The sequence below is a fragment of the Vagococcus martis genome (assembly GCF_002026305.1).
Classification (GTDB): domain Bacteria; phylum Bacillota; class Bacilli; order Lactobacillales; family Vagococcaceae; genus Vagococcus; species Vagococcus martis.
In genome coordinates, this window is sequence record NZ_MVAB01000001.1 from 2,172,376 (window position 1) to 2,195,626 (window position 23,251).

Below are 23,251 nucleotides of genomic sequence, written 5' to 3' on the forward strand. Positions count from 1 at the left end.
ACAATGATTATGGAAGAATCCTTCCATAGCTATAAAAACAATAATCCTAAAGGAGAGAAATGTTAATGTCAATTATTACAGATATTTATGCTCGCGAAGTCTTAGATTCACGTGGTAACCCAACTATTGAAGTAGAAGTTTATACAGAAAGTGGTGCTTTTGGCCGCGGTATGGTACCTTCTGGTGCTTCAACTGGTGAACACGAAGCTGTTGAATTACGTGATGGAGATAAATCTCGTTATTTAGGTAAAGGTGTTTTAAAAGCTGTTGATAACGTAAATAACATCATCGCAGAACAATTAATTGGATATGACGTAAGAGACCAAATGGGAATTGACCGTCGTATGATCGAATTAGACGGAACTCCAAACAAAGGTAAATTAGGAGCTAACGCTATCTTAGGTGTGTCTATTGCATGTGCTCGCGCTGCAGCTGACTACTTAGAAGTACCTTTATACCATTACTTAGGAGGATTTAATACTAAAGTATTACCTACTCCAATGATGAACATCATCAATGGTGGTTCTCACTCTGATGCACCAATCGCTTTCCAAGAATTTATGATTGTACCTGTAGGAGCTCCTACATTTAAAGAAGCTTTACGTTGGGGTGCTGAAGTATTCCACGCATTAGCTAAAATCTTAAAATCTCGTGGATTAGAAACTTCTGTAGGTGATGAAGGTGGATTTGCACCTCGTTTTGAAGGAACAGAAGACGGCGTTGAAACAATTTTAGAAGCAATTAAATCTGCTGGATTTGTACCAGGAAAAGACATTATGATTGGATTTGACTGTGCATCTTCAGAATTCTACGAAAATGGCGTATATGACTATACTAAATTTGAAGGCGAAGGTGCTGCAAAACGTACTGCTGCTGAACAAGTAGATTACTTAGAAGAATTAGTTAACAAATACCCAATCATCACTATTGAAGATGGTATGGATGAAAACGACTGGGATGGTTGGAAACTATTGACTGAACGCTTAGGCGAAAAAGTTCAATTAGTTGGTGACGATTTATTCGTTACAAACACTGAAATCCTTTCTCGTGGTATCGAAATGGGCGTAAGTAACTCAATCTTAATCAAAGTTAACCAAATTGGTACATTAACTGAAACATTTGATGCTATCGAAATGGCTAAAGAAGCTGGATTTACAGCTGTTGTATCTCACCGTTCTGGTGAAACAGAAGATTCTACAATCTCTGATATCGCAGTTGCAACAAATGCTGGACAAATCAAAACTGGTTCTCTTTCTCGTACTGACCGTATTGCTAAATACAACCAATTATTACGTATTGAAGACCAATTAGGTGAAGTAGCTGAATACAAAGGTTTAGCTTCATTCTACAACTTAAAAAACAAATAATTAACGTTTAAATATAGCTTATTCTAATGGAATTAAAACTGTTCGGACGTAGAGCACCCTCTAGGAAACTGGAGGGTGTTTTTTGTTTAATGAAGATCGTTTGGTAAGTATACCTAAACTATACAATACGTAGTCATTGATATATAATTGTTTAAATTCGTTAAATATACGTGTTTATTATATAAAAATCATTATAGGAAGATTACGTGATAAGAATTGGGTATGCGAGAGTTTTTTCCAGAGAACAAAATTTAGAAAGACGATTTGTGTTGGTAGAGGGTACAGAGGTTAAAAAAGGTTTTTCAGATAGATAAAGTGGTAAAGATAATAGTCATCCACAACTAAAAGAAATGATTAACTATATTAGAGAAGATGATATAATATGTATATTGGAATTAGACGGATTAGGACGAAATAATAAAAAATAACTAGTATCATGAATCAGATACAAGACAAAGGAGCCATACTTAAAATTCTTCATTTTTCGGCTCTAAATGGTATACAGGAGGATAACTTGAGAAGGTTACTAAATAATCTTTTCATTGAACTGTTTAAGTATACAGCCGAAAATGATCGTAAAAAGGTATGTAAAAGGCAAAGACAAGGTATTGAGTTAGCGAAAGAAAAAGGTAAATATAAAGGCGTCCTTTGGCTTATAGTGCTGATTCAGCAGATAAACAGAAGCGTGTAACTTATGAAAAAATAGTTGAGATGTTAGAGAAAGATGTTCCTATAACACAGATTTCAAAAGAGTTAGATGTAGCTAGAAATACGATTTATAGGATTAGAGATGAAAGAAATTAACTGTAATAAAGCGTCTCTAAAAAAATTTAGAGACACTAAATAAAATTAAGATAGCTTTAAGTTTTCCTCTTCTGTTTTTATTAAATTAGAAAAGTAAATCTCTTTTGTTGGATTAAAAAAATCAGGTTTTTTCCTATTTTTACTTTTTTCCTGATAGTAGTTAATAAGGTCAATAGCATCTTTTTTGAAAAACAATCGTAAATTAAGTTGTAGAGATTTTCACCACTGTGACAATTAATAAATATTCTTTTTAAAAGAATATCAGCAGTTGCAAAAAAATGTATGTCGTTTGAAGAAGACTCATTCCAATATAGAGTACTCCATATTGATAAATACGTTAAATCCCAAGCTTGGTTTATACACCCTTTTTTTATTTTCTCAAAATCTTTTGAATTAGAGTTTTTAGGAGCTTTTATATTCTCTTGATTAGAGAATAACAATATAACGTAAGTATTTATATACTGAGAAATAAGTAATTTATCAAAATTCCAATCCCAAAAATTCTTTATTTTTTCTACTGAAGAGTAGTTATTATTTTTATACAATTGTGTAATGTGTAAAATACTGGCATAACACATTTTAAAGAAGTCATTTCCAGCGTGGTAACTTAGATTATTATTGATAGTTGTTTCTTTGTTCTCCATGATATTGATGGGTAATCTATCAATTTTACCTTTAGCTAAATCAAACCAAAGTTGAGTTGGGATAAGATTAAATATTTCTTTGAATTGTACTAGTTCTTTTTTCGCATTATTAGAGTTGTTACTGTTATATGCATTCTCCATAATTGCAATGCTAGCATTAGGATTAATATCTAATAGGTGTAACCAAACCATCAATACAGATATTAAATTTTCTTCATTAGAGTCTTTTAAAAATCCATCAGTGCTTATTTTTAAAAGACTTGTTAGCAAATTTCTATCTAAAATTATTTGGCAATTATTTTCAAATGAAAGTTTTTTTATTATAGAATAGTCTAAAGCACCTTCTAATGAGTATTTTGGATGAAAAATAATCTGTTCATTATTTATATATTTTAAAATGTCGTCTATATCATTTTCTTCTAATATTAGAAAACTCATGAAATCATCTTCAAGCAATTTAATTAAAATCTATGTACTTTATTTTACTATGAATGAGAAACTTTATCATGTTAGAAAAAATAATTGTTATAAAAGCGAAAGGAGTTCTTATGAATACTTTAAGTTATGAATCAATTTTTTATAAGGTAGGCAGAAGATTAAAAAGATTACAAACATACTCAAATAATGAGTATGATACATTGCTTTTTTTGATACTAGGGAATATGAATTTACGAATAAACACACTTTTTTTTCTAGTTAATAATTCAACTTTTGATGGAGTGTTCCCACTTCAAAGAACAATTTATGAAATGAACATTTCTTTTAAAGTTTATATTGATGCAAATAATAAAAAAGAAATGTTAGAAGTTTATAAAAATAAGAAAGGTTTTGAGTTATCGCATAAAATCAGTAGGTTTATTAAAGAGGAGGATAGTAAAGTAATTACTGATAAAGAAAGCAAGAAATTAGAGGCGATGAAAAAAGATTTAATCAATGAATTAAAATCAGTTTCTGACAAAGGTATATACAAAACATGGTACGAGTTTGCTAGTAAAAAGTCTTTGTTAGAATTGAGTTTAGAATATGAGAATATATCATCATATTTATATAGTTATGATTTGATGTCAAACTGGGTACATCCACAAACAATGGAAGAAAACTTAAGTAATGACTTTCAGAATTATATATCAAGCCACAATAAAATGATTCTCTATACTAACTTACTATTGTCATTAAAATATTTGGAAGATAATTTATTATTATTATGTAATTATTTAGGATTAGTTGAGAGTAATCCAATATATGAAATAGGAAAAGAATTGGAGATATTAAAAATCAAAATCGAAAAATTACGTATAGAAAATGAATAAAAATGATTTATTGGAGTGAACAGAATATAATGCCCGATTTTAAAGAGAAGCTATCAAGTGTTTTATATAAAGATAAAGAATTTAAAATAAAGACTTCATTCAGAGAAGGATTTTATAATATAAATCATAAAGAATTGAATGATTTGATAATAAATTTGATGGATAATAATTTTAAATATCTCACTGATAAAAAATATATTTTACATTGGGATGGAATAGTGACTTATTTACAAATCTGCTCAAATGCAATGATGTATTTTGAAACATTTGAAATTAAACAAGCTTTATTATTTAATATTTTTGATGTAACAGACAATAAATTGGAGACAAAAATAGTAAATGATTTTCAAATAGAGTTGAATGAAAAGACGCTATTTAACGCTTTGAAACCTGATTATTTTACTTATATAGTTGGAGCATTTACAAACTTGAATGTTCTTCATAAGTATTTAATTCAATTTGTAAAAGAAACAAAGTTGAATACTTACTTAACTGATGAAATTAGTTTTAGTACTTATAAGGAAAGTATTGATAAACTGAAATTTATCAGAAATAAAGTTTTTATTCATCCTGAAGGAAATAATACTTTGATTGATACTTATTCCGAGATTGATTCAATAGAAGATGATTTTTTTAATTCGGAGATTGAAATAAAATACATTCATAAAGGCGAAGAATATAGTGAAAATTTGATTGAATTATTTATATCAACTTACTATAATTTATTATCATATTTTTTAAATATTTTAATTTTAAATAACAAAAATTACTATATAGATAATACTCAATAAAATTCTGATTTTATTGAGAAATATTTAAATTAATTTTTTCAAATAAATAAAATGCAAAAGAGAGTGATGTAATGAAAGAAGATAAAAATTCAGGTGTTGGATTTAGCTTGGCATTAGCTATAATTGTAGTTGGAATAGTATTACCGATTGTTTTTAAACAAACCCTAATAACAACAGTTTTTAGTGTAGTACTCGTATCAGTTGGAGTAGCAGGTTTAGGAATAGAACTTGAATCTTTTGATAATGGAAAAGGCTTTGCTTCAATTGGGATAGGAATATTATTTTTAGTACCAGCAATCAGCTTATTTTTTATAAATTCAACTTTAATTAAAATAGTTGGAGTTCTTTTACTTTTAATAGGAGTATTTGGAACTTTTGTAGGTGTCTCAGAACAAATTACAGTAAGAAATTCAAAAAAAACGACCAAAGAAGTAACTAAAGAAATAAAAAGTACTGATAAATCTATTAGTAAAGGCATGATACCTAATGTTAAAATTTTATTTTTTATCCTAGGAGCACTTGCTGGATTTATTGCTAATTTAGTAACTATTTTAGATTATTTAAAAATTAGATGATGAGTTGGATATTGCTAACTACAAAATGCATCCTAGTTAGTAGTACACTACAATCTATTTTTGAGAATGTTGATATATAAAGCTTTATGTAGTATGATTTCCTTCAAATAAAAGAAAAGTTCGTCTGACCGTATTGCTAAATACAACCAATTATTACGTATTGAAGACCAATTAGGTGAAGTAGCTGAATACAAAGGTTTAGCTTCATTTTACAACTTAAAAAACAAATAATTAACGTTTAAATATAGCTTATTCTAATGGAATTAAAACTGTTCGGACGTAGAGCACCCTCTAGGAAACTGGGGCTCTTTGTCAACTACTGTTGGTAAGAGTTAAAACGTTAGAATTTAGGATCTAGAAAACAACATGTTTTCTAGATCTTTTTTGGTGTCTTGAAGACAGATTTCTTTAAACAAATTGCTATTCGTAATTTGAAATTATAAAAACTTCTCATGCCATAGTCATTACGCTTAATGACTTTAATATGATTGTTCATACATTCTAAAGGACCGTTTGAATACGATGTTTCAAAAGTATTTTTTATTTCTTCTTGATACTTTCTAAATGTTTTAAAAACAGGTATATACTCTTGAAAAAGAGTTTTTTGATTGATTAAATCTACAAATAAAGAATAATCTTTTGTTTGAAAAGCTCTTAAAATCTGTTGATAAATATTATAAGCATCTGTAAGTTCAGCATTGTAAGTAAGTAGGCGTTCAAGTAATTCTTTTTCAGAAAGATACGTTTTAAATGAAGAGTGCCATTGTTGTTGAATAAAGTCTAGTTTGCCATAACTTTTTTGAAGTAATTTCCAATATTTTTTTATTCGTCTATAAATAATTCCATTATCTTTATGCTTTAATTGATTCATTATTCTAATTCGTATTTTTTGAAAAGCTCTACCAATGTGTTGAACTAGATGAAATTTATCTAAAACGACTTTAGCGTTAGGAAAAAGTCTCTTAGTTAAGATGATGTAGGGTTGATAAATATCAGAAACAACATACTTCACTTGTTCTCTGTTAGATAAAGAGAATCCGTTAAAGTATTTCTCGATCTTCGGTAATCTTCGATCAGGTAAAATATCAATTAACTCCTTAGTGTCAGCATCTATCATAATAAAACTCATAGATCCAGCTACTTTTTTTACAGATTTAAACTCATCAAAACAAAGGACAGCTGGTAAGGAATAACTATATTTCTGAATGGGTTGATACCATTCTTTAAGTACCCGATAAACAGTTGAAGTAGAAACGTTTGCTTGTTTTGAAATGTCACTCATAGATTGTTTAGAAGTTAGTTTTTTAGCAACAAGACGTTTTAAATTGTTAGAAATAGAATTGTTTCTAGAAACAAAAGGCGTATCTAAAACAAATGTCGATTTACAATCTTTGCACAAGAAACGACGTTTCTTTAATTGAACATATGTAACGTATTCAGAAATAGCAGGAACTTTAATTAAACTAGTAGTATATCCCCACTTAATAATGTGTGTATCCTTTTCTTCGCAATGAGGACAACATTCTGGTGTTTCATCTAAAAAACCTTCAAATACTCTAGAGAAAACTCCCTTTATTTTCCTAGTAGACAAACAATTTTCATTAAAAATAATATTTAGGTCTAGTATATTTAAGATATCTTTGATAGTCTGTGAGTATGACATGTGGTATCCTCCTTAGATTGTTGTTTCGCAATTTCATTCTAACGGATAACACATGTTTTTGTGTACTAAAAACTGCTGGTAACTTTCATTACCAACAGTAGAAATTATAGAGCCGAAACTGGAGGGTGTTTTTTGTTTTATAACAACATAATATACATCGTTATATCATTTCATTAAATCATAATAGATACTATGATATACTCATCGTGGATATTAAATTTACGGAGGGTATTATGGATAATAATTCAAACGATATGAATCGATTGCTACAAGAGTTAGCAAATCAAAAAAATAAAGATAGAAAATATCTCTTAAAAATAGAAATAGCAAAGGCGACTGATAGAAGTGTGAAGTTAGCCTTACAAGAGATATTAGATGATATTGAGAAAAAAGAAAAGACCAGTCGTATCATTGGGATCATTGCCTTAGTTGTTATAATCGGTGCTGTTTTATTTGTATTAGGCACACGAGAATCTAATTCAAAGAATACGGATAAATCACCAATCACGTCATTAAGTTCTAGCGAAGTAGTGTATTCAAGTCAAAGTGATTCAACAGAGATAAAAGAAAGTCGCAAGAAAGAAGTCAGTCTAACAAATCATCAAGTAGAAGAATGGGTTAGTGCAGTGTGGGATAAAAGACATCAAAACTATCCTGATTTGAAAGATAAGCGACTGAATATTAGAACTGATGATACAGACAAACTTGTCTACATTGATGTATTACCACCAAGAGATAAAGAGGTAGATAAATATTCTGTTTTTCGTATCAATGCAAAAGGTGAGTTAGAAGAATCAGGCTATTTTAATCAAAATGGAGGAATTAATAATTGGGTGGTTGTTTCAAGAGAATTTATGGATACATCAGAGGTTGATGTTAAACCAGAAATCACAGTTGATCAAAGTAGTTCTAAACAAAGTATTACCTCTGATGAAGCAATAAAATGGGTACAAGATTATTTAAAATCACAGGCTACAGAGCCTCTAGATTTTGAGGAAGTAACTTTTGACACGCAACAAAGTAGTGAGGGATTAACAGAAGTCATGATGTACACTTGGAATTCTGCACATACAGCAAAAACTTTTGTCGCTGTATATAGAGTGAATGCTGATGGTAAACTTGAAGAAGGTTCAATATATGGACATGATGACTGGCATGTTGTCAGTGATGAGTTTATTAAATAATAAAGAAAGACGAGTCACCTATTTTTTAGGTGGCTTTTATTTATATAGAAAACCATGATAAAATTTATCATAACAAACCAATGAGTGAGTGGAGGATTTTATGACCATTATAGATGAGTTATCAAGATTAACGCATGTTACACCAAATGAAAAAGCATTAGTAAGCTATATTTTAACTAATACACAAGACGTTCTAAACTACTCTCCCAAAGAGTTAGCTGATGAGGCTTTTGTGTCTATTGCAACGGTTTATCGTTTACTAAAGAAAATAGATCAACCTGGTTTCAATGAATTTAAAGTTGCTTTAGCACAGTCTTTGTCTACAGAACGAGTTGAGTTAACTGACGTAAATATCGACTACCCAATTAAAGAATTAGAAACAACAGATTCCATGATTAATGCTATGGAAAAGTTATATCAAAAAACGCTTTTAGAAACAAAAAAGGTGAGTAATGCTTCTTCTTTGAAAGAAGCCGTAGATTTATTACTACAAGCAAAACAAGTTGATGTTTACACAGCAGCTGGTAATTTATATTTTGCACAGAATTTTCAGTTTCAATTACAAGAAATTGGCTATGTGATACAAGTACCACAAGAAGATTATCTCCAACGTTTATATGCTGCTAATAGCACATCAGATCATGTAGCATTAGTAATTTCTTATGGTGGTAGAGGACAAACAACTCGTGCGGTTGTAGATTTACTAGTAAAAAATCAAACACCGATTATTTTGATCACCTCAACACAATCAAATCCTTTAACCACATTTTCAGATATTAAATTATATCTGAGTTCAGTCGAGAATCATTACAATAAATTATCCTCTTTTTCGACACGTTTTTCTTTATTGATGGTACTTGACTTACTTTATGCTGAACTATTTAGTCGAGAATATGACAAGAATCTAGAGTATAAAGTAGCTAATTATCAGAAAATGAATGATGAATTGAAATAGATGTTTCAATATAGGTTTAACTTTTTAATTGAAATTGATAACAATATTTCAACTTGTTTCATAAAGCCTCTTACGTAAAAAAATCGTGATAGTATTTAATTACAAGGAGATGAGTTTTATGAAAACAATTGTATTAGATATAGATGGAACATTATTAACCACACAAAAAACTATTACGGAAGCAACGAAAAATTGTTTGATTGACTTGCAACAAAAAAGGAATAAATTGATTTTGGCATCAGGTAGGCCAACTACAGGGATGCTACAGCTATCTGACGAGTTAAAAATGGCTGAATATGATGGCTTACTTGTATCTTATAATGGTTCAAAAGTGATTGATTGTCATACAAATATGGAATTATTTAATCAGGCAATGAGTATTGAAGAGGGAAAAGCGGTCTTAGAACACATGAAACAGTTTAGTGTGTCACCTATGATAGATAAGGATGACTATATGTTTGTGAATGATGTTTTTGGGTGCGTGATTGATTATAAAGATGCACCATTTAATGTTATTGAATATGAATCTCGTGGTGGTCATTATAAATTGTGTGAAAAAGATGATTTGGCTGAATTTTTAGATTATCCAATTAATAAAATTTTGACAGCAGGAGAGCCTGATTATCTAGCCGCTAACTATAAAAAAATGATGGAACCTTTTAAAGACACGTTAACTTGTGTCTTTACGGCAGATTTTTATTTTGAATTTACGGCAAAAGGTATCGATAAAGCAAAGGCTTTGGATACTGTTTTACGCCCATTAGGAATTTTTCCAGAAGATGTCATTGCTTTTGGTGATGGTCATAATGATAGGACTATGCTTGAATACGCAGGTGTTGGAGTAGCAATGGAAAATGCGGTGAAAGAGTTGAAAGATTCTTCAGACATTACCACAAAATCAAATGATGAAGATGGTATTGTCCATTTTTTTAATGAATTATTTGGTTAGGCAGATAAATAGATAAGGTTTGCATAGTATGATACACTTTCTTTATAATTACTTTTAGTAAGTGAAAAGAGAGGTGTCGTGTATGAAAAAAGTATTTCAACTATCTATTTTATTAGTATTTTTATCAGCTTGTTCAAATAATGAGGTAAATAATATGAGCGGTACAACAGAGAAAAGTAAAGTGACTTCAAGTCAAACTAAGCAATCTACTAGAGAATCCTCAATAGCATATTCAACAGTGTCTGGTGAAAAAGAAACGCAATTTGACGCAGGAACACTACTCACTGCAGTAGAACAAAATGACCTCACACTAGTGAAAGACATAGTGTCCAGTAAAACTTACAATATCAATGAACAAAATGAAAAAGGTGAAACCCCATTACTTATTGCAACACATAATAATCAAGTCGATATAGCAAAAGTATTGATAGATGCTGGAGCGGATGTTAACAAACAAGATAATATAGAAGATAGTGCTTATTTATATGCTGCAGCACAAGGTAAAACAGAAATCTTATCTTATATTTTGAAACACGCTACGCCTAATCAGACAGTTTATAATCGTTTTGGTGGCAATGCGATTATTCCAGCAGCTGAAAAAGGCCATCTTGAAAATGTTAAACTATTGCTTAAAGATGGAAAAGTAGATATCAATCATCAGAATGATTATGGATACACGGCTTTGATAGAAGCAGTCGCACTAAGAGATGGTTCAAAAGTCTATCAACAAATCGTTTCTGAACTGTTAAAAAATGGAGCCGATAAAACATTAAAAGATAATTCAGGACGAACAGCAGAAGACTATGCATCCCAACTAGGTTATGAAACTATTCTGAAACTATTGAAACAGTATTAAATTATGTTATTAAAATGACCGTTTAAGTGCTACTTTTTTGCCCTTATAATGGTTATTTTGTTTGAGAATGATAAATTTTTAAAGAAATATCTCTTAATCGTCCCTTTTTTTTCTTAAAGAGTTTTATTTTTCATAAACAAATGATAGAATGTATAAGATGACCTTATTATGTAAGATGTCAGTACTTCTAGGAGAATAAGGATGAGAGGGTAGGAAAGAATTCATGGCTAATTTTTTAAAGCAATTAATTGAAAATGATAAAAAAGATTTAAAACGCTTAGGGCATATGGCTGATAAAATTGATAAACTAGCACCACAAATGTCAGAGTTATCGGATGAAGAATTAAAACAAAAAACTGAGGAATTTAAAGCACGTTATGCTAAAGGCGAAACACTAGATGATCTACTTTTCGAAGCTTTTGCCGTAGTAAGAGAAGCAGCGAAACGTGTATTAGGACTATTTCCATATAAAGTACAGATGATGGGGGGGATTGTCTTACACGAAGGCGGTATTCCAGAGATGAAAACCGGTGAAGGTAAAACATTGACTGCCACTATGCCTGTATATTTAAATGCATTATCTGGTGAAGGGGTGCATGTTGTAACTGTAAATGAGTACTTATCAACACGTGATGCGAGTGAAATGGGTGAGCTATATAATTTCCTTGGATTAACAGTTGGTTTAAATATTAATTCAAAATCTTCTGATGAAAAACGTGTGGCTTACGCATGCGACATCACTTATTCAACAAATAACGAATTAGGATTCGACTATTTAAGAGATAACATGGTTGTCTATAAAGAACAAATGGTTCAACGTCCATTAAACTTTGCAGTAGTGGATGAGGTCGATTCAATCTTAATTGATGAGGCAAGAACACCATTGATTATTTCTGGACAAGCAGAAAAATCAACGGCTTATTATACAAGAGTTGATAACTTTATTAAAACTTTAGTTGAAGAAGAAGACTATAAAATTGATGTTCAATCTAAAACAATTAGTCTAACTGAACAAGGGATTACTAAAGCAGAAAAAAACTTTGATGTAAGTAACTTATACGACATTGAAAACACATCATTAACTCATTATATTGATCAATCACTACGTGCAAACTACATTATGTTACGAGATATTGATTATGTGGTACAAGAAGGAAAAGTACTGATCGTTGACCAATTTACAGGTCGTATCATGGATGGTCGTCGTTATTCAGATGGTCTTCATCAAGCAATTGAAGCTAAAGAAGGCGTTGAAATTGAAGATGAAACAAAAACAATGGCGAACATTACATTCCAAAACTACTTCCGTATGTATAAAAAGTTATCAGGAATGACTGGTACGGCGAAAACAGAGGAAGAAGAGTTTAGAGAAATCTATAACATGCAAGTTATTCAGATTCCGACAAACAAACCAATTATTCGTGATGATAGAGCAGATTTATTATATCCAACTTTATCAAGCAAATTCCAAGCTGTAGTAAAAGATATTAAAGAGCGTCATGAAAATGGTCAACCAGTCTTAGTCGGTACTGTAGCGGTTGAAACATCAGAATTATTATCTGATTTATTAACAAAAGAAAAAGTACCTCATCAAATCTTAAACGCGAAAAACCACTTTAAAGAAGCGGAAATCATTATGAATGCTGGTCAAAAAGGCGCAGTAACAATCGCGACAAACATGGCTGGTCGTGGTACGGATATTCGTTTAGGAGCAGGGGTTCGTGAAGCAGGAGGACTTGCTGTTATTGGTACAGAACGTCATGAATCTCGTCGTATTGATAACCAGTTACGTGGACGTGCGGGTCGTCAAGGAGATCCAGGTATGTCTCAGTTCTATCTATCATTAGAAGATGATTTAATGAAACGTTTTGGTTCTGAAAGAATTAAACTGTTCTTGGATCGCATGAAATTAGAAGACGAAGATGCCGTTATTCAAAGTAAAATGTTATCAAAACAAGTAGAATCAGCGCAAAAACGTGTTGAAGGGAATAACTACGATACACGTAAAAACGTCTTACAATACGATGATGTTATGCGTGAACAACGTGAAGTTATCTATAAACAACGTCGTGAAGTAATCATGTCAGATGTTGATTTAGAGCCTGTGTTATTAGGAATGGTTGAGAGAACGATTGGTCGTTATGTTGATGGTCACACTCAAGGAGAGAAAAAAGATTGGAATCTTGAAGGTCTAGTTGATTTTGTTGGTTCAACAATCACTCATGAAGATGCGATTAGTTTAGCTGACTTTGAAAATAAAACACCTGAAGAGATGAAAGTATTTATCTATGATAAAGCCAAAGCTATTTACGAAGAAAAAGCTGAAATCTTAAGCAGTGAAGAACAACTGATAGAATTCCAAAAAGTTGTTATTCTAAGAGTAGTTGATACAAAATGGACTGACCATATAGATGCAATGGATCAATTGAGAGAATCAATTGGCTTACGTGCATACGGTCAAAATAATCCATTGGTTGATTACCAAACAGAAGGATATGACATGTTCAACAATATGGTTGGGTCTATCGAGTATGAAGTAACACGTTTGTTCATGAAATCAGAAATTAGACAAAATGTTCAACGTGAACAAGTTGCTCAAGGTGAAGCGGTAAAACCAACTGCTGAACAAGGTCAAGTATCTAACGATGAGAAGAAACAACCGATTCGTGTTGACGAAAAAATTGGACGCAATGATTTATGTCCATGTGGCAGTGGCAAGAAGTATAAAAATTGCCATGGTAAACCATCATAATAAATCAAGGAGCGACTTAGTTTAACTGAGTCGCTTCAATTGTTTACAAAATAAGGAGATTATTTTATGGAAATAAGCGATATAAAAAATGAATTAAGTAAAATAGAGACAAAAATTACTAATTTTAGGGGGTCTCTTTGACTTAGAATCACTTGAGGAACAAATTGCTGAAGGTGAATATGAGATGGCGACCCCTGGTTTTTGGGATGATAACGAATCAGCTCAAGTTGTTATAGATAAAGTCAATCAGTTAAAATCACAATATGATACTTTTAAAAATACAGAAGAAGCCTATGAAGAATTAGAACTTTTACTTGAAATGGTAGAAGATGAAAATGATAGTGAGATGCAAAAAGAATTAGAAGAAAAATTAATTCAAACGATTCAAATTGTTGAAGACTACGAGTTATCTCAATTATTAAATGGTGAGTACGATCAAAATAATGCTGTATTAGAGCTGCATCCAGGAGCAGGTGGCACTGAATCACAAGACTGGGGTAGTATGCTTCTTAGAATGTATACTAGGTGGGCTGAATCAAAAGGTTTTCAAGTAGAAACACTTGATTATCAAGCTGGTGATGAAGCTGGTATTAAAAGTGTTACGTTACTGATTAAAGGATACAATGCTTATGGCTATTTAAAATCAGAAAAAGGGGTACATCGTTTGGTGCGTATCTCACCATTTGATTCAAACTCGAGACGTCATACGTCATTTTGTTCAGTAGATGTGATGCCAGAATTAGCGAATGACATCAATATTGAAGTGAAACCGGATGATATTAAAGTTGATACATTTAGAGCAAGTGGAGCAGGTGGTCAGCATATAAACAAGACTGATTCAGCCGTTCGTATTACACATATTCCAACTGGATTTGTGGTTTCTAGTCAGGCTCAACGTTCCCAATTAAAAAATAGAGAACAAGCAATGAGCATGTTAAAAGCAAAATTATACCAATTAGAAATAGAAAAACAGGAACAAGAAGCTGCGGCAATAAAGGGCGAGCAACTAGAAATCGGCTGGGGATCGCAAATACGTTCATATGTGTTTCATCCATACTCTATGGTAAAAGATCATCGAACAAATTATGAAGTTGGAAATACGCAACCAATAATGGATGGTGATATAGATGGATTTATTGATGCTTACCTACGTTGGAAGTTGTAATACTTTATTTGACAGTTAACAAGTAATTGATATATATTTGTAATCAAATGCCAAAGAAGACATGTTATACTGTATGAGAATAAGATTGTGTCGTTTAAAATAACAGGTTGGAGAGATAAATCTATGATAGAAATGAAAAAAGTAACAAAAAAATACTCCAATGGGACAACAGCCATTCGTAACTTATCTATCACTATCAATCAAGGTGAGTTTGTATATGTCGTTGGTCCAAGTGGGGCAGGTAAATCAACTTTTATTAAATTGATGTACCGAGAAGAAGTCGCGACAAAAGGGACACTTAATGTGTGTGGTTATGATTTATTAACAATAAAAAATCGAAATGTACCATACTTACGTCGCGAAATAGGTATCGTGTTTCAAGATTATAAATTATTACCACAAAAAACAGTCTATGAAAATGTTGCCTATGCTATGCAAGTAATTGGTAAAAAACCGCGTGAAGTAAAACGCCGTGTTTTAGAAGTACTAGACTTAGTTGGGTTAAAGCATAAAGTACGTGTGTTTCCTGATGAGTTATCAGGGGGAGAACAACAACGTGTGGCGATTGCTAGAGCCATCGTCAATACACCTAAAGTATTAATTGCCGATGAACCAACAGGGAACCTTGACCCAGAAAATTCTTGGGAAATTATGGAACTACTAGAAAGAATTAACAATCAAGGGACTACGGTCGTCATGGCTACGCATAATAGCACTATCGTAAATGAAATCCGTCATCGCGTGTTGGCTATAGAAAATGGACGTATTACAAGAGACCAAGATGAGGGGGATTATGGCTACGATGATTAGTAATTTTTTTAGACATTTAGGCAGTGCGTTAAAAAATTTAAAAAGAAATGGCTGGATGACAATAGCATCTGTTAGTGCTGTGACTGTAACACTAACACTTGTAGGAATATTTTTGGGTGTCATATTAAATGTGGCGAAAATTGCCGATGATATCAAAGATAATGTCGATGTATCAGTTTTTGTTGATATTGGAACGCCTGATAATGAAGTGAAGGAGTTAAGCAATAAATTAAAAGACATCCAAGGTGTGTCTAAAGTAACATTTTCGAGCAAGCAAGATGAATATAAAAAATTAGTTGATAAATTAGGTGATACGTGGAAATTGTTTGGAGAAGATGAAAATCCACTATATGATGTGTACGTTTTAACTGCAAAAGATGCTGAGGATATCCCATCTATTCAAAAGGCGGCATCAGCACTACCTAGTGTATCAAAAGCGGATTATGGCGGTCGAAATTCCGATAAGTTATTTAAATTATCTAAAGACATTAGACTTTGGGGAACAATTGCAGCTGTTTTCTTATTAGGTGTAGCAGTCTTCTTAATTTCTAATACCATTCGAATTACCATTATTTCAAGAAAACGTGAGATTCAAATTATGCGTTTAGTTGGGGCTAAGAATAGTTATATAAGAGGGCCATTCTTTTTAGAAGGAGCATTTATTGGTATTTTAGGTTCCGTTATCCCAGTTCTATTAGTAACATTTGCTTACCCAAGAGTTTATGTCATCTTTACGAAAAGTATGATTGCTAATGCTTCCTATGACTTAATTGCGCCAGGTAACTTAATTTGGCAATTAAATACTTTATTAATCGTTGTCGGTGTAGTGATAGGCTCAATTGGATCGGTTATGTCAATGAGACGCTTTTTAAAAGTTTAATAGTAAAATTGTGAGAATAAGGAATGTGTTCCTTATTCTCTTTTTTGTACATTTTATTCACGAATGATACACCAGGTATGCTATAATGTAGAATAGAGAATATAGAAGGAGTGATGTATATGACTGATCACCAGACTGATAGTTTACAATTAGTAGTCATTACTGGAATGAGTGGTGCAGGTAAAACTGTTGCGGTACAAAGTTTTGAAGATATGGGTTACTTTTGTATCGACAATTTACCACCAACGTTAATTCCAAAATTTTGGGAATTGATTAAAGAGTCAGGTAAAATCACTAAAATTGCATTAGTTATTGATTTAAGATCTCGAGCGTTTTTTGAAGAAATTCAAAGCATGCTAGTTGAAATAGAGAATACAAAATTAGTTGATACGACCGTGATGTTTTTGGATGCGTCAGACCAAGAGTTAGTATCACGATATAAAGAAACAAGAAGAGCCCATCCTCTTGCAATGGATGGTTTAGTCACAGAAGGAATCAAAAAAGAGCGTGCTCTTTTAGAAGAGTTAAAAGGGGAAGCACAACTCGTCATTGACACAACAGAACTAGCTCCAAGAGAGTTAAGAGAGCAAATCATGCAAAACTTTAAAAATCATGATTCTGATACTTTTAGAGTAGAAATGGTTTCATTTGGTTTTAAGTATGGTTTGCCTATTGATGCGGATATTGTAATGGATGTTAGATTTTTACCAAACCCACATTATGTTGAGGAGCTAAGACCGTTAACTGGAAAAGATAAGCCAGTGTATGATTATGTCATGAGTTCAGAGATGACAGAATCTTTCTATAAAAAATACGAAGATTTAATTTTAGATATATTACCAGGATACATTAAAGAAGGAAAAATGAGTTTGACGATAGCAATTGGTTGTACAGGAGGTCAACATCGTTCAGTTGCCTTAACTGAGCGATTAGGAAGCAAAATTTCGGAAAACTACAAGACCAATATTACCCACAGAGATATGATGAAACGTAAGGAATCAATCAATCGTTCATGAAAACGTATCGCATAAGAAAACCTAAAATTGTTGTGATTGGTGGGGGAACGGGCTTGCCAGTCATATTACATGGTTTGAGAGATCAAAGTGCTGATATTACAGCAATTGTGACCGTAGCAGATGATGGTGGAAGTAGTGGGCTTCTACGTCAAAGCATTAATATGAGTCCTCCTGGTGATTTGAGAAATGTTCTTGTGGCACTATCTGATATGCCACAAATGTATGAAGATATTTTTCAATATCGATTTAAAGAAGAAGATAATTTTTTAGCGAATCATACGATAGGAAATCTAATTATTGCTGCGATGTCTGAAATGAAAAATAGTACTTATGAAGCAATTCAGTTATTAAGTAAATTTATGCATGTTGACGGGCATATTTATCCAGCAAGTGAGCAGTCAATGACGCTTCATGCTAAATTTTCAGATGGCAGTAACGCAACAGGTGAGAGTGTTATTGCAAAAGAAAGAAAGAAAATAGATTACGTGTACGTAACCAATACAGCAGATGGTAAACCAGTAAAACCTGCTAGAAAAGTTATTTCAAGTATTCGTGAAGCAGATATGATTGTTCTTGGACCGGGTAGTTTGTTTACGAGTATTTTACCTAACTTAATGATTAAAGAACTAGGTGAAGCTGTATGCAAATCGGAAGCCGAAGTCGTTTATATTTGCAATATTATGACGCAAAAAGGAGAAACAGAGCATTTTTCTGATGCAGAACATGTTAAAGTATTACATAATCATTTAGGGAAACAATTTATAGACACTGTGTTAGTTAATACAGAACCAATACCTGAAGATTATATTGATCCTGATGTATATGATGAGTATTTATTACAGGTAAAACATGATTTTAAAGGATTGCGTGATGAAGGATGTCGCGTGATTTCTGCTGACTTTTTAGAATTAAAAGACGGCGGTGTTTTCCATGACCGAGCAAAAGTAGTAGATGAGCTGTTTCGTTTGGTCTTTGGAGCTAAATATTAGAAGAATGGGGTGGTCAACATGTCTTTTGCATCGGATGTAAAAAAAGAACTGACAACACTAGAAGTTCATAAAGAACATGCAAAAGCGGAATTGGCAGCTTTAATTCGAATGAATGGTTCGGTGACATTAGCCAACCGACAATTTGTGTTAAATGTACAGACTGAAAATGCGGCAATAGCTAGACGGATTTATACATTATTAAAAGACCACTATGAAGTAAATAGTGAATTATTAGTTCGTCGTAAAATGAAATTAAAAAAAAATAATGTCTACATCGTTCGATTGAAACAAGGGACAAAAGAGATACTAAATGATTTAGAAATCATGGATGGTGTGATGTTTAATACACATGTTTCAGATAATATTATGGGCAACGAACAAAAAATGCGTTCTTATCTTCGTGGGGCATTTTTAGCTGGAGGCTCTGTTAATAATCCTGAGACAAGTCGCTATCACTTAGAAATTTATTCGATGTATGAAGAACAATGTCTTGATTTGTGTGAAATGCTAAAGTTTTATGGGTTGAATGGCCGTGTCGTTGAAAGACGTACAGGGTTTATTACTTATTTAAAAGGGGCAGAAGAAATTGCTGACTTCTTAGTCTTAGTTGGTGCGACTAATGCCATGCTTAAATTTGAAGATGTCCGTATTGTCCGTGATCTGCGTAATTCCGTGAATCGCTTGATGAATTGCGAAAATGCCAATATGAACAAAACAGCAGATGCGGCAAAACGCCAAATCGAAAACATAAAACTTATTAAAGACACAGTTGGCTTAGAGCAGTTACCAGAAAAATTACGTGAAGTAGCTGAAATAAGACTTGAAAACCCTGAAATTAGTTTAAAAGAACTTGGAGAGATGATTCCTTCTGGTCCAATCACTAAATCTGGTATCAATCATCGTATTAGAAAAATTAATGAATTTGCGAATACCTTAGTTGAAACGACTTAAATAAGCAACCAATGGATAGCCTTATCTGTAAAATAAATAATGTTATTTACGGATAGGGTTTTTTTATGTTTTTTTCCTCTAAATATCTTTAATTAAATATGGTATAATGTGAAAGTGATTGTATGATATGAATCAGTTGGAGGAGGGGCAATATGGAAATCGAAAAAACAAATCGAATGAATGCTTTATTTGAGTTTTATTCAACTCTTTTAACTGAAAAACAAATGAATTATATTGAATTATATTATGCTGATGATTTTTCTCTAGGTGAAATTGCAGAAGAATATGATGTGAGTAGGCAAGCGGTCTATGATAATATAAAACGTACTGAAAAATTACTAGAAACATATGAGAAAAAATTACATCTATACTCAAATTATGTGGTCAGACAAGAGATGATTGATGAAATAAAATCATTACTTAGAGAGTCTTATCCTGAAACAGAGAAAATTAAAGCATTATTAGATAACATTCAAGAAATAGAAGAAGAGTAGGAGTTTTAAATATGGCTTTTGAAAGTTTAACAGATCGCTTACAGGTAGCGATGAGTAAATTAAAGAAAAAAGGGACGGTAAAAGAAGAAGACGTTAAAGATATGATGCGCGAGATACGTCTTGCGCTACTTGAAGCTGACGTTAACTTACAAGTCGTTCGTGGATTTGTTAAAAGTGTTGGTGAACGAGCTGTCGGAGTTGAAATCCTAGAGTCTCTTAATCCAACGCAACAAATCGTAAAAGTAGTTGATGAAGAATTAACGAAAGTATTAGGTTCTGAAGCAGTTGGTTTAAATAAATCACCAAAAATTCCAACAATTGTTATGATGGTTGGGTTACAAGGTGCTGGTAAAACAACTTTTACAGGTAAAATTTCAAATTTTCTGAAACAAAATGAGAAAGCCAGACCTTTACTAATTGCAGCTGACGTGTATCGTCCAGCTGCTGTTGATCAATTAAAAGTAATAGGCCAACAACTTGATATTCCTGTTTTTGAAATGGGAACTGATGTTGACCCAGTGGAGATTGTTCGTCAAGGTTTAGAACAAGCAAAAGAAAATAAAAACGACTATGTATTTATTGATACGGCAGGTCGTTTGCATATTGATGAAACGTTAATGGATGAGTTGAAACGTATAAAAGATTTTGCTCAACCAAACGACATCTTGCTAACAGTTGATGCGATGACTGGTCAAGATGCCGTAACAGTTGCTCAAAGTTTTGACGAGCAGCTAGATGTTACAGGGGTTGTGTTAACGAAACTTGACGGGGATACTCGTGGTGGTGCGGCGCTCTCAATTCGAGCTATTACAGGAAAACCAATTAAATTTATAGGTACTGGTGAAAAATTAACAGATATCGAAGTATTCCATCCAGATAGAATGTCTAGTCGTATTCTTGGTATGGGGGATATGCTTACTCTGATTGAAAAAGCTCAAAAAGAATATGATGAAGAAAAAGCAGAAGAACTAGCGCAAAAAATGCGTGAAAATAGCTTTGATTTTAATGATTTTATCGAGCAATTAGACCAAGTGATGGGCATGGGACCATTAGAAGATTTGATTAAAATGATTCCTGGAATGAACAATGTACCAGGTCTTGATCAATTACAAGTTGATCCAAAAGATGTGGCTCGTAAAAAAGCGATTGTATTCTCAATGACTCCTGAAGAAAGAGAAAATCCAGATTTATTAAATCCAAGTCGTAGAAGACGTATAGCGGCAGGTTCTGGTAACTCAGTTGTTGAAGTAAATAGAATGATTAAACAATTTAATGAATCACGTAAAATGATGCAACAAATGACTAAAGGTAATATGCCAGCTGGACTTGAGAATATGATGGGTGGCGGAGTCAAAGGCAAACTTGGTAAAATGGCCATGAACAAAATGATGAAAAAGAATAAGAAAAAAATGAAAAACAAGAACAAAAAGAAAAAGAAAAAATAAAAGAAGGCCGTGTAGTGCACCCAAAAAGTCTAACTTTTTGGGTGCACTAAACTAAGAGCCTTCTTTTTTTATTTAAACAAAATTGTTTATATACGAAATAAAAATAGGGTGTTTGAAGCTATTCATAACTTAATAACGTTTATTTGTAGTAAGAAATAATTCAAACGGATAAACTGTACTTATATAAATGAATGAGGTGAACAGAATGAAGGATGCTACTTATTGGGCAAATGAAGTGAAAGAAAAACGAGTTTCAGTAGATGAGTTACTAGATGAAACGTATAAAAAAGCGGTAGAAAACAACGAGTTGCATTGTTTTGTAGATCTTGATTTAGATAGGATAAAGGATAATGTGGCAAGAACAGATTATAATGGAGCGTTCTATGGCGTTCCATTTCCTTTAAAAAATATCGGACAGCAAAAAAAAGACTGGTTAAACACATCAGGTTCAAAATTATTTTTAGATAATCGGTCGCATTTAACGGATAACTATGTCAGTCAAATAGAATCTGCTGGATTTATTCCATTTGGTGTTACAAATGCCCCTGAGTTTGGGTTTAAAAATGTAACAGATCCAGAATGTCATGGCGTAACAAAAAATGCATGGGATAAGGATTATCATGCAGGGGGAAGCAGTGGAGGAGCAGCATCAGCTGTCGCATCTGGTATTGTTCCAATTGCTGGAGCAAGTGATGGTGGAGGGTCTATTCGAATTCCTGCAAGTTTTTCCGGTTTATTAGGATTAAAACCAAGTCGTGGAGCTATTATAACCGGCCCAAACGAATGGCGTGCATGGCAAGGGGCTTCTGTTAATTTTGTATTAGGTGTATCTGTAAGAGATGCAAGAAGTCTGTTGTCTATCTTGAAACCTAGACAGCAAGTGTCTCCTTTTTTATTCCCACAAGAAAATGCTTATGATAAAAAGCATTTAAAAATTGCCGTTTGTCTTGATTCACCAGTAGGAAATCAAATATCAGATGAGGCTAAAAAAGCAGTAAAAAAAGCTATTCGTTTTTTTGAAAAAGAAGGTCATACTGTTACAGAAATCAACTACCCAATCAATGGTGAGCAGTTGATTAGAAGTTATTACACGATGAATGGTGGGGAAACGGCTGCAATGATGTCATCAATTGAAAATAATTTAAAACGTGAGCTAACGATGAATGATATGGAATTAATGACCTGGACATTGTATCAATATGGTCAGAAATTATCAGCTGCAGATTATGTTCAAAGTTTTTATCCATGGGATGATTCGACCAAAATAATGGAAGAATTGTTCACTGAATACGATGCATTTTTATCGCCTAGTGCGACAACCACAGCACCCAAAATAACTGATGATTTACAAAGTGGTACTATTCGTAAAAGTATGCACGCAGCAAACGAATTAGATAAGCATGAATTAGCTAACTTAGTATATGATATGTTTGATAAAAGCTTGCAAATCACACCATATACTCAACTTGCTAATCTGACTGGTCAACCAGCGATTAATTTACCTATATATGTAGCAGATAATGGGTTACCAATTGGTGTTCAGTTGATGTCAGCCAAAGGAAATGATGGTCTGTTATTAGATATAGCCGAAAAATTTGAATTAGAAGAGCAATTTATCCTACCAGCTTATTATAGATAAATAAAAAACTGA

21 protein-coding genes and 1 pseudogene are annotated in these 23,251 nt (G+C 32.5%); 20 read left to right on the forward strand and 2 right to left on the reverse strand.

Annotated elements, in window-relative coordinates:
• Positions 1-65: 65 nt before the first annotated feature.
• Positions 66-1,367 carry a surface-displayed alpha-enolase gene (gene eno / locus BW731_RS10600; protein ID WP_079348017.1) on the forward strand — a complete coding sequence of 434 codons (1,302 nt, stop codon included), beginning with the start codon at positions 66-68 and terminating at the stop codon, positions 1,365-1,367.
• A gap of 648 nt (positions 1,368-2,015) precedes the next feature.
• Complete coding sequence (locus tag BW731_RS12880) at positions 2,016-2,171, forward strand: helix-turn-helix domain-containing protein (RefSeq protein ID WP_079348021.1); 156 nt, start codon at positions 2,016-2,018, stop codon at positions 2,169-2,171.
• A gap of 80 nt (positions 2,172-2,251) precedes the next feature.
• Here the strand turns inward: BW731_RS12880 and BW731_RS10615 are convergent, their stop codons facing one another.
• Positions 2,252-3,253, reverse strand: a complete 1,002-nt coding sequence (locus BW731_RS10615) for a hypothetical protein (protein WP_198931938.1) — start codon at positions 3,251-3,253, stop codon at positions 2,252-2,254.
• Positions 3,254-3,321: 68 nt separating this feature from the next.
• Here BW731_RS10615 and BW731_RS10620 point away from each other — a divergent pair, with 68 nt between their 5' ends.
• The 4 genes and pseudogenes from BW731_RS10620 to BW731_RS10635 form a co-directional block, all read left to right on the forward strand.
• Positions 3,322-4,125, forward strand: coding sequence for a DUF5677 domain-containing protein (locus tag BW731_RS10620; protein ID WP_079348023.1), 804 nt, complete (start codon positions 3,322-3,324; stop codon positions 4,123-4,125).
• A gap of 29 nt (positions 4,126-4,154) precedes the next feature.
• Positions 4,155-4,916 carry a hypothetical protein gene (locus BW731_RS10625; RefSeq protein ID WP_079348025.1) on the forward strand — a complete coding sequence of 254 codons (762 nt, stop codon included), beginning with the start codon at positions 4,155-4,157 and terminating at the stop codon, positions 4,914-4,916.
• A 71-nt stretch (positions 4,917-4,987) separates the two neighbouring features.
• The gene (locus BW731_RS10630; RefSeq protein WP_079348027.1) at positions 4,988-5,491 is read left to right on the forward strand and encodes a hypothetical protein; all 504 of its coding nucleotides are present in this window, start codon (positions 4,988-4,990) and stop codon (positions 5,489-5,491) included.
• Positions 5,492-5,608: 117 nt separating this feature from the next.
• Positions 5,609-5,722 (forward strand): annotated as a pseudogene (locus BW731_RS10635) (hypothetical protein); the annotation flags it as partial.
• Between the two features lie 142 nt (positions 5,723-5,864).
• On the opposite strand, the gene BW731_RS10640 reads toward BW731_RS10635, so the two are convergent.
• Positions 5,865-7,154 (reverse strand): ISL3 family transposase, encoded by a 1,290-nt coding sequence (locus BW731_RS10640; protein ID WP_079348029.1) that lies wholly within the window; start codon positions 7,152-7,154, stop codon positions 5,865-5,867.
• 233 nt (positions 7,155-7,387) lie between these two features.
• Between BW731_RS10640 and BW731_RS10645 the strand changes: the two genes are divergently transcribed.
• The 14 genes from BW731_RS10645 to BW731_RS10710 all read left to right on the forward strand — a co-directional run bounded on the left by BW731_RS10645 (position 7,388) and on the right by BW731_RS10710 (position 23,239).
• Positions 7,388-8,338 carry a hypothetical protein gene (locus tag BW731_RS10645; protein WP_079348031.1) on the forward strand — a complete coding sequence of 317 codons (951 nt, stop codon included), beginning with the start codon at positions 7,388-7,390 and terminating at the stop codon, positions 8,336-8,338.
• A gap of 100 nt (positions 8,339-8,438) precedes the next feature.
• The gene (locus tag BW731_RS10650; RefSeq protein ID WP_079348033.1) at positions 8,439-9,293 is read left to right on the forward strand and encodes a MurR/RpiR family transcriptional regulator; all 855 of its coding nucleotides are present in this window, start codon (positions 8,439-8,441) and stop codon (positions 9,291-9,293) included.
• 118 nt (positions 9,294-9,411) lie between these two features.
• Positions 9,412-10,242 (forward strand): Cof-type HAD-IIB family hydrolase, encoded by an 831-nt coding sequence (locus BW731_RS10655; RefSeq protein WP_198931939.1) that lies wholly within the window; start codon positions 9,412-9,414, stop codon positions 10,240-10,242.
• Positions 10,243-10,324: 82 nt separating this feature from the next.
• On the forward strand, positions 10,325-11,098 hold the full coding sequence (locus tag BW731_RS10660; RefSeq protein ID WP_079348037.1) for an ankyrin repeat domain-containing protein: 774 nt from the start codon (positions 10,325-10,327) through the stop codon (positions 11,096-11,098).
• Positions 11,099-11,321: 223 nt separating this feature from the next.
• Entirely contained in the window at positions 11,322-13,850 is a 2,529-nt protein-coding gene (secA, locus tag BW731_RS10665) for a preprotein translocase subunit SecA (RefSeq protein ID WP_079348039.1), read from the forward strand.
• Positions 13,851-13,916: 66 nt separating this feature from the next.
• A protein-coding gene (prfB, locus tag BW731_RS10670; RefSeq protein ID WP_143592784.1) for a peptide chain release factor 2 occupies positions 13,917-15,015 on the forward strand; the annotation gives its coding sequence in 2 pieces (ribosomal slippage) (positions 13,917-13,988 and positions 13,990-15,015; 1,098 coding nt in all).
• 123 nt (positions 15,016-15,138) lie between these two features.
• Positions 15,139-15,825, forward strand: a complete 687-nt coding sequence (ftsE, locus tag BW731_RS10675) for a cell division ATP-binding protein FtsE (protein WP_071457108.1) — start codon at positions 15,139-15,141, stop codon at positions 15,823-15,825.
• A complete protein-coding gene (gene ftsX / locus BW731_RS10680; protein ID WP_079348043.1) occupies positions 15,818-16,705 on the forward strand; it encodes a permease-like cell division protein FtsX in 888 nt (295 codons plus the stop codon). Before ftsE ends, ftsX begins: the two co-directional genes overlap by 8 nt.
• A 119-nt stretch (positions 16,706-16,824) precedes the next feature.
• Positions 16,825-17,721, forward strand: coding sequence for an RNase adapter RapZ (gene rapZ / locus BW731_RS10685; protein ID WP_079348045.1), 897 nt, complete (start codon positions 16,825-16,827; stop codon positions 17,719-17,721).
• On the forward strand, positions 17,718-18,710 hold the full coding sequence (locus tag BW731_RS10690) for a gluconeogenesis factor YvcK family protein (protein WP_071457106.1): 993 nt from the start codon (positions 17,718-17,720) through the stop codon (positions 18,708-18,710). Before rapZ ends, BW731_RS10690 begins: the two co-directional genes overlap by 4 nt.
• An 18-nt stretch (positions 18,711-18,728) precedes the next feature.
• Complete coding sequence (gene whiA, locus BW731_RS10695) at positions 18,729-19,661, forward strand: DNA-binding protein WhiA (protein ID WP_079348047.1); 933 nt, start codon at positions 18,729-18,731, stop codon at positions 19,659-19,661.
• Between the two features lie 152 nt (positions 19,662-19,813).
• The gene (locus tag BW731_RS10700) at positions 19,814-20,155 is read left to right on the forward strand and encodes a putative DNA-binding protein (protein ID WP_079348049.1); all 342 of its coding nucleotides are present in this window, start codon (positions 19,814-19,816) and stop codon (positions 20,153-20,155) included.
• An 11-nt stretch (positions 20,156-20,166) separates the two neighbouring features.
• Positions 20,167-21,600, forward strand: coding sequence for a signal recognition particle protein (gene ffh / locus BW731_RS10705; protein ID WP_079348051.1), 1,434 nt, complete (start codon positions 20,167-20,169; stop codon positions 21,598-21,600).
• 205 nt (positions 21,601-21,805) lie between these two features.
• Complete coding sequence (locus tag BW731_RS10710) at positions 21,806-23,239, forward strand: amidase family protein (protein WP_079348053.1); 1,434 nt, start codon at positions 21,806-21,808, stop codon at positions 23,237-23,239.
• Positions 23,240-23,251 lie beyond the last annotated feature (12 nt).

Coding starts and splice junctions, on each gene's coding strand:
- eno (WP_079348017.1), top strand. CDS start 66: ATGTCAATTATTACAGATATTTATGCTCGCGAAGTCTTAGATTCACGT.
- BW731_RS10615 (WP_198931938.1), bottom strand. CDS start 3,253: ATGAGTTTTCTAATATTAGAAGAAAATGATATAGACGACATTTTAAAA.
- BW731_RS10620 (WP_079348023.1), top strand. CDS start 3,322: ATGTTAGAAAAAATAATTGTTATAAAAGCGAAAGGAGTTCTTATGAAT.
- BW731_RS10625 (WP_079348025.1), top strand. CDS start 4,155: ATGCCCGATTTTAAAGAGAAGCTATCAAGTGTTTTATATAAAGATAAA.
- BW731_RS10630 (WP_079348027.1), top strand. CDS start 4,988: ATGAAAGAAGATAAAAATTCAGGTGTTGGATTTAGCTTGGCATTAGCT.
- BW731_RS10640 (WP_079348029.1), bottom strand. CDS start 7,154: ATGTCATACTCACAGACTATCAAAGATATCTTAAATATACTAGACCTA.
- BW731_RS10645 (WP_079348031.1), top strand. CDS start 7,388: ATGGATAATAATTCAAACGATATGAATCGATTGCTACAAGAGTTAGCA.
- BW731_RS10650 (WP_079348033.1), top strand. CDS start 8,439: ATGACCATTATAGATGAGTTATCAAGATTAACGCATGTTACACCAAAT.
- BW731_RS10655 (WP_198931939.1), top strand. CDS start 9,412: ATGAAAACAATTGTATTAGATATAGATGGAACATTATTAACCACACAA.
- BW731_RS10660 (WP_079348037.1), top strand. CDS start 10,325: ATGAAAAAAGTATTTCAACTATCTATTTTATTAGTATTTTTATCAGCT.
- secA (WP_079348039.1), top strand. CDS start 11,322: ATGGCTAATTTTTTAAAGCAATTAATTGAAAATGATAAAAAAGATTTA.
- ftsE (WP_071457108.1), top strand. CDS start 15,139: ATGATAGAAATGAAAAAAGTAACAAAAAAATACTCCAATGGGACAACA.
- ftsX (WP_079348043.1), top strand. CDS start 15,818: ATGATTAGTAATTTTTTTAGACATTTAGGCAGTGCGTTAAAAAATTTA.
- rapZ (WP_079348045.1), top strand. CDS start 16,825: ATGACTGATCACCAGACTGATAGTTTACAATTAGTAGTCATTACTGGA.
- BW731_RS10690 (WP_071457106.1), top strand. CDS start 17,718: ATGAAAACGTATCGCATAAGAAAACCTAAAATTGTTGTGATTGGTGGG.
- whiA (WP_079348047.1), top strand. CDS start 18,729: ATGTCTTTTGCATCGGATGTAAAAAAAGAACTGACAACACTAGAAGTT.
- BW731_RS10700 (WP_079348049.1), top strand. CDS start 19,814: ATGGAAATCGAAAAAACAAATCGAATGAATGCTTTATTTGAGTTTTAT.
- ffh (WP_079348051.1), top strand. CDS start 20,167: ATGGCTTTTGAAAGTTTAACAGATCGCTTACAGGTAGCGATGAGTAAA.
- BW731_RS10710 (WP_079348053.1), top strand. CDS start 21,806: ATGAAGGATGCTACTTATTGGGCAAATGAAGTGAAAGAAAAACGAGTT.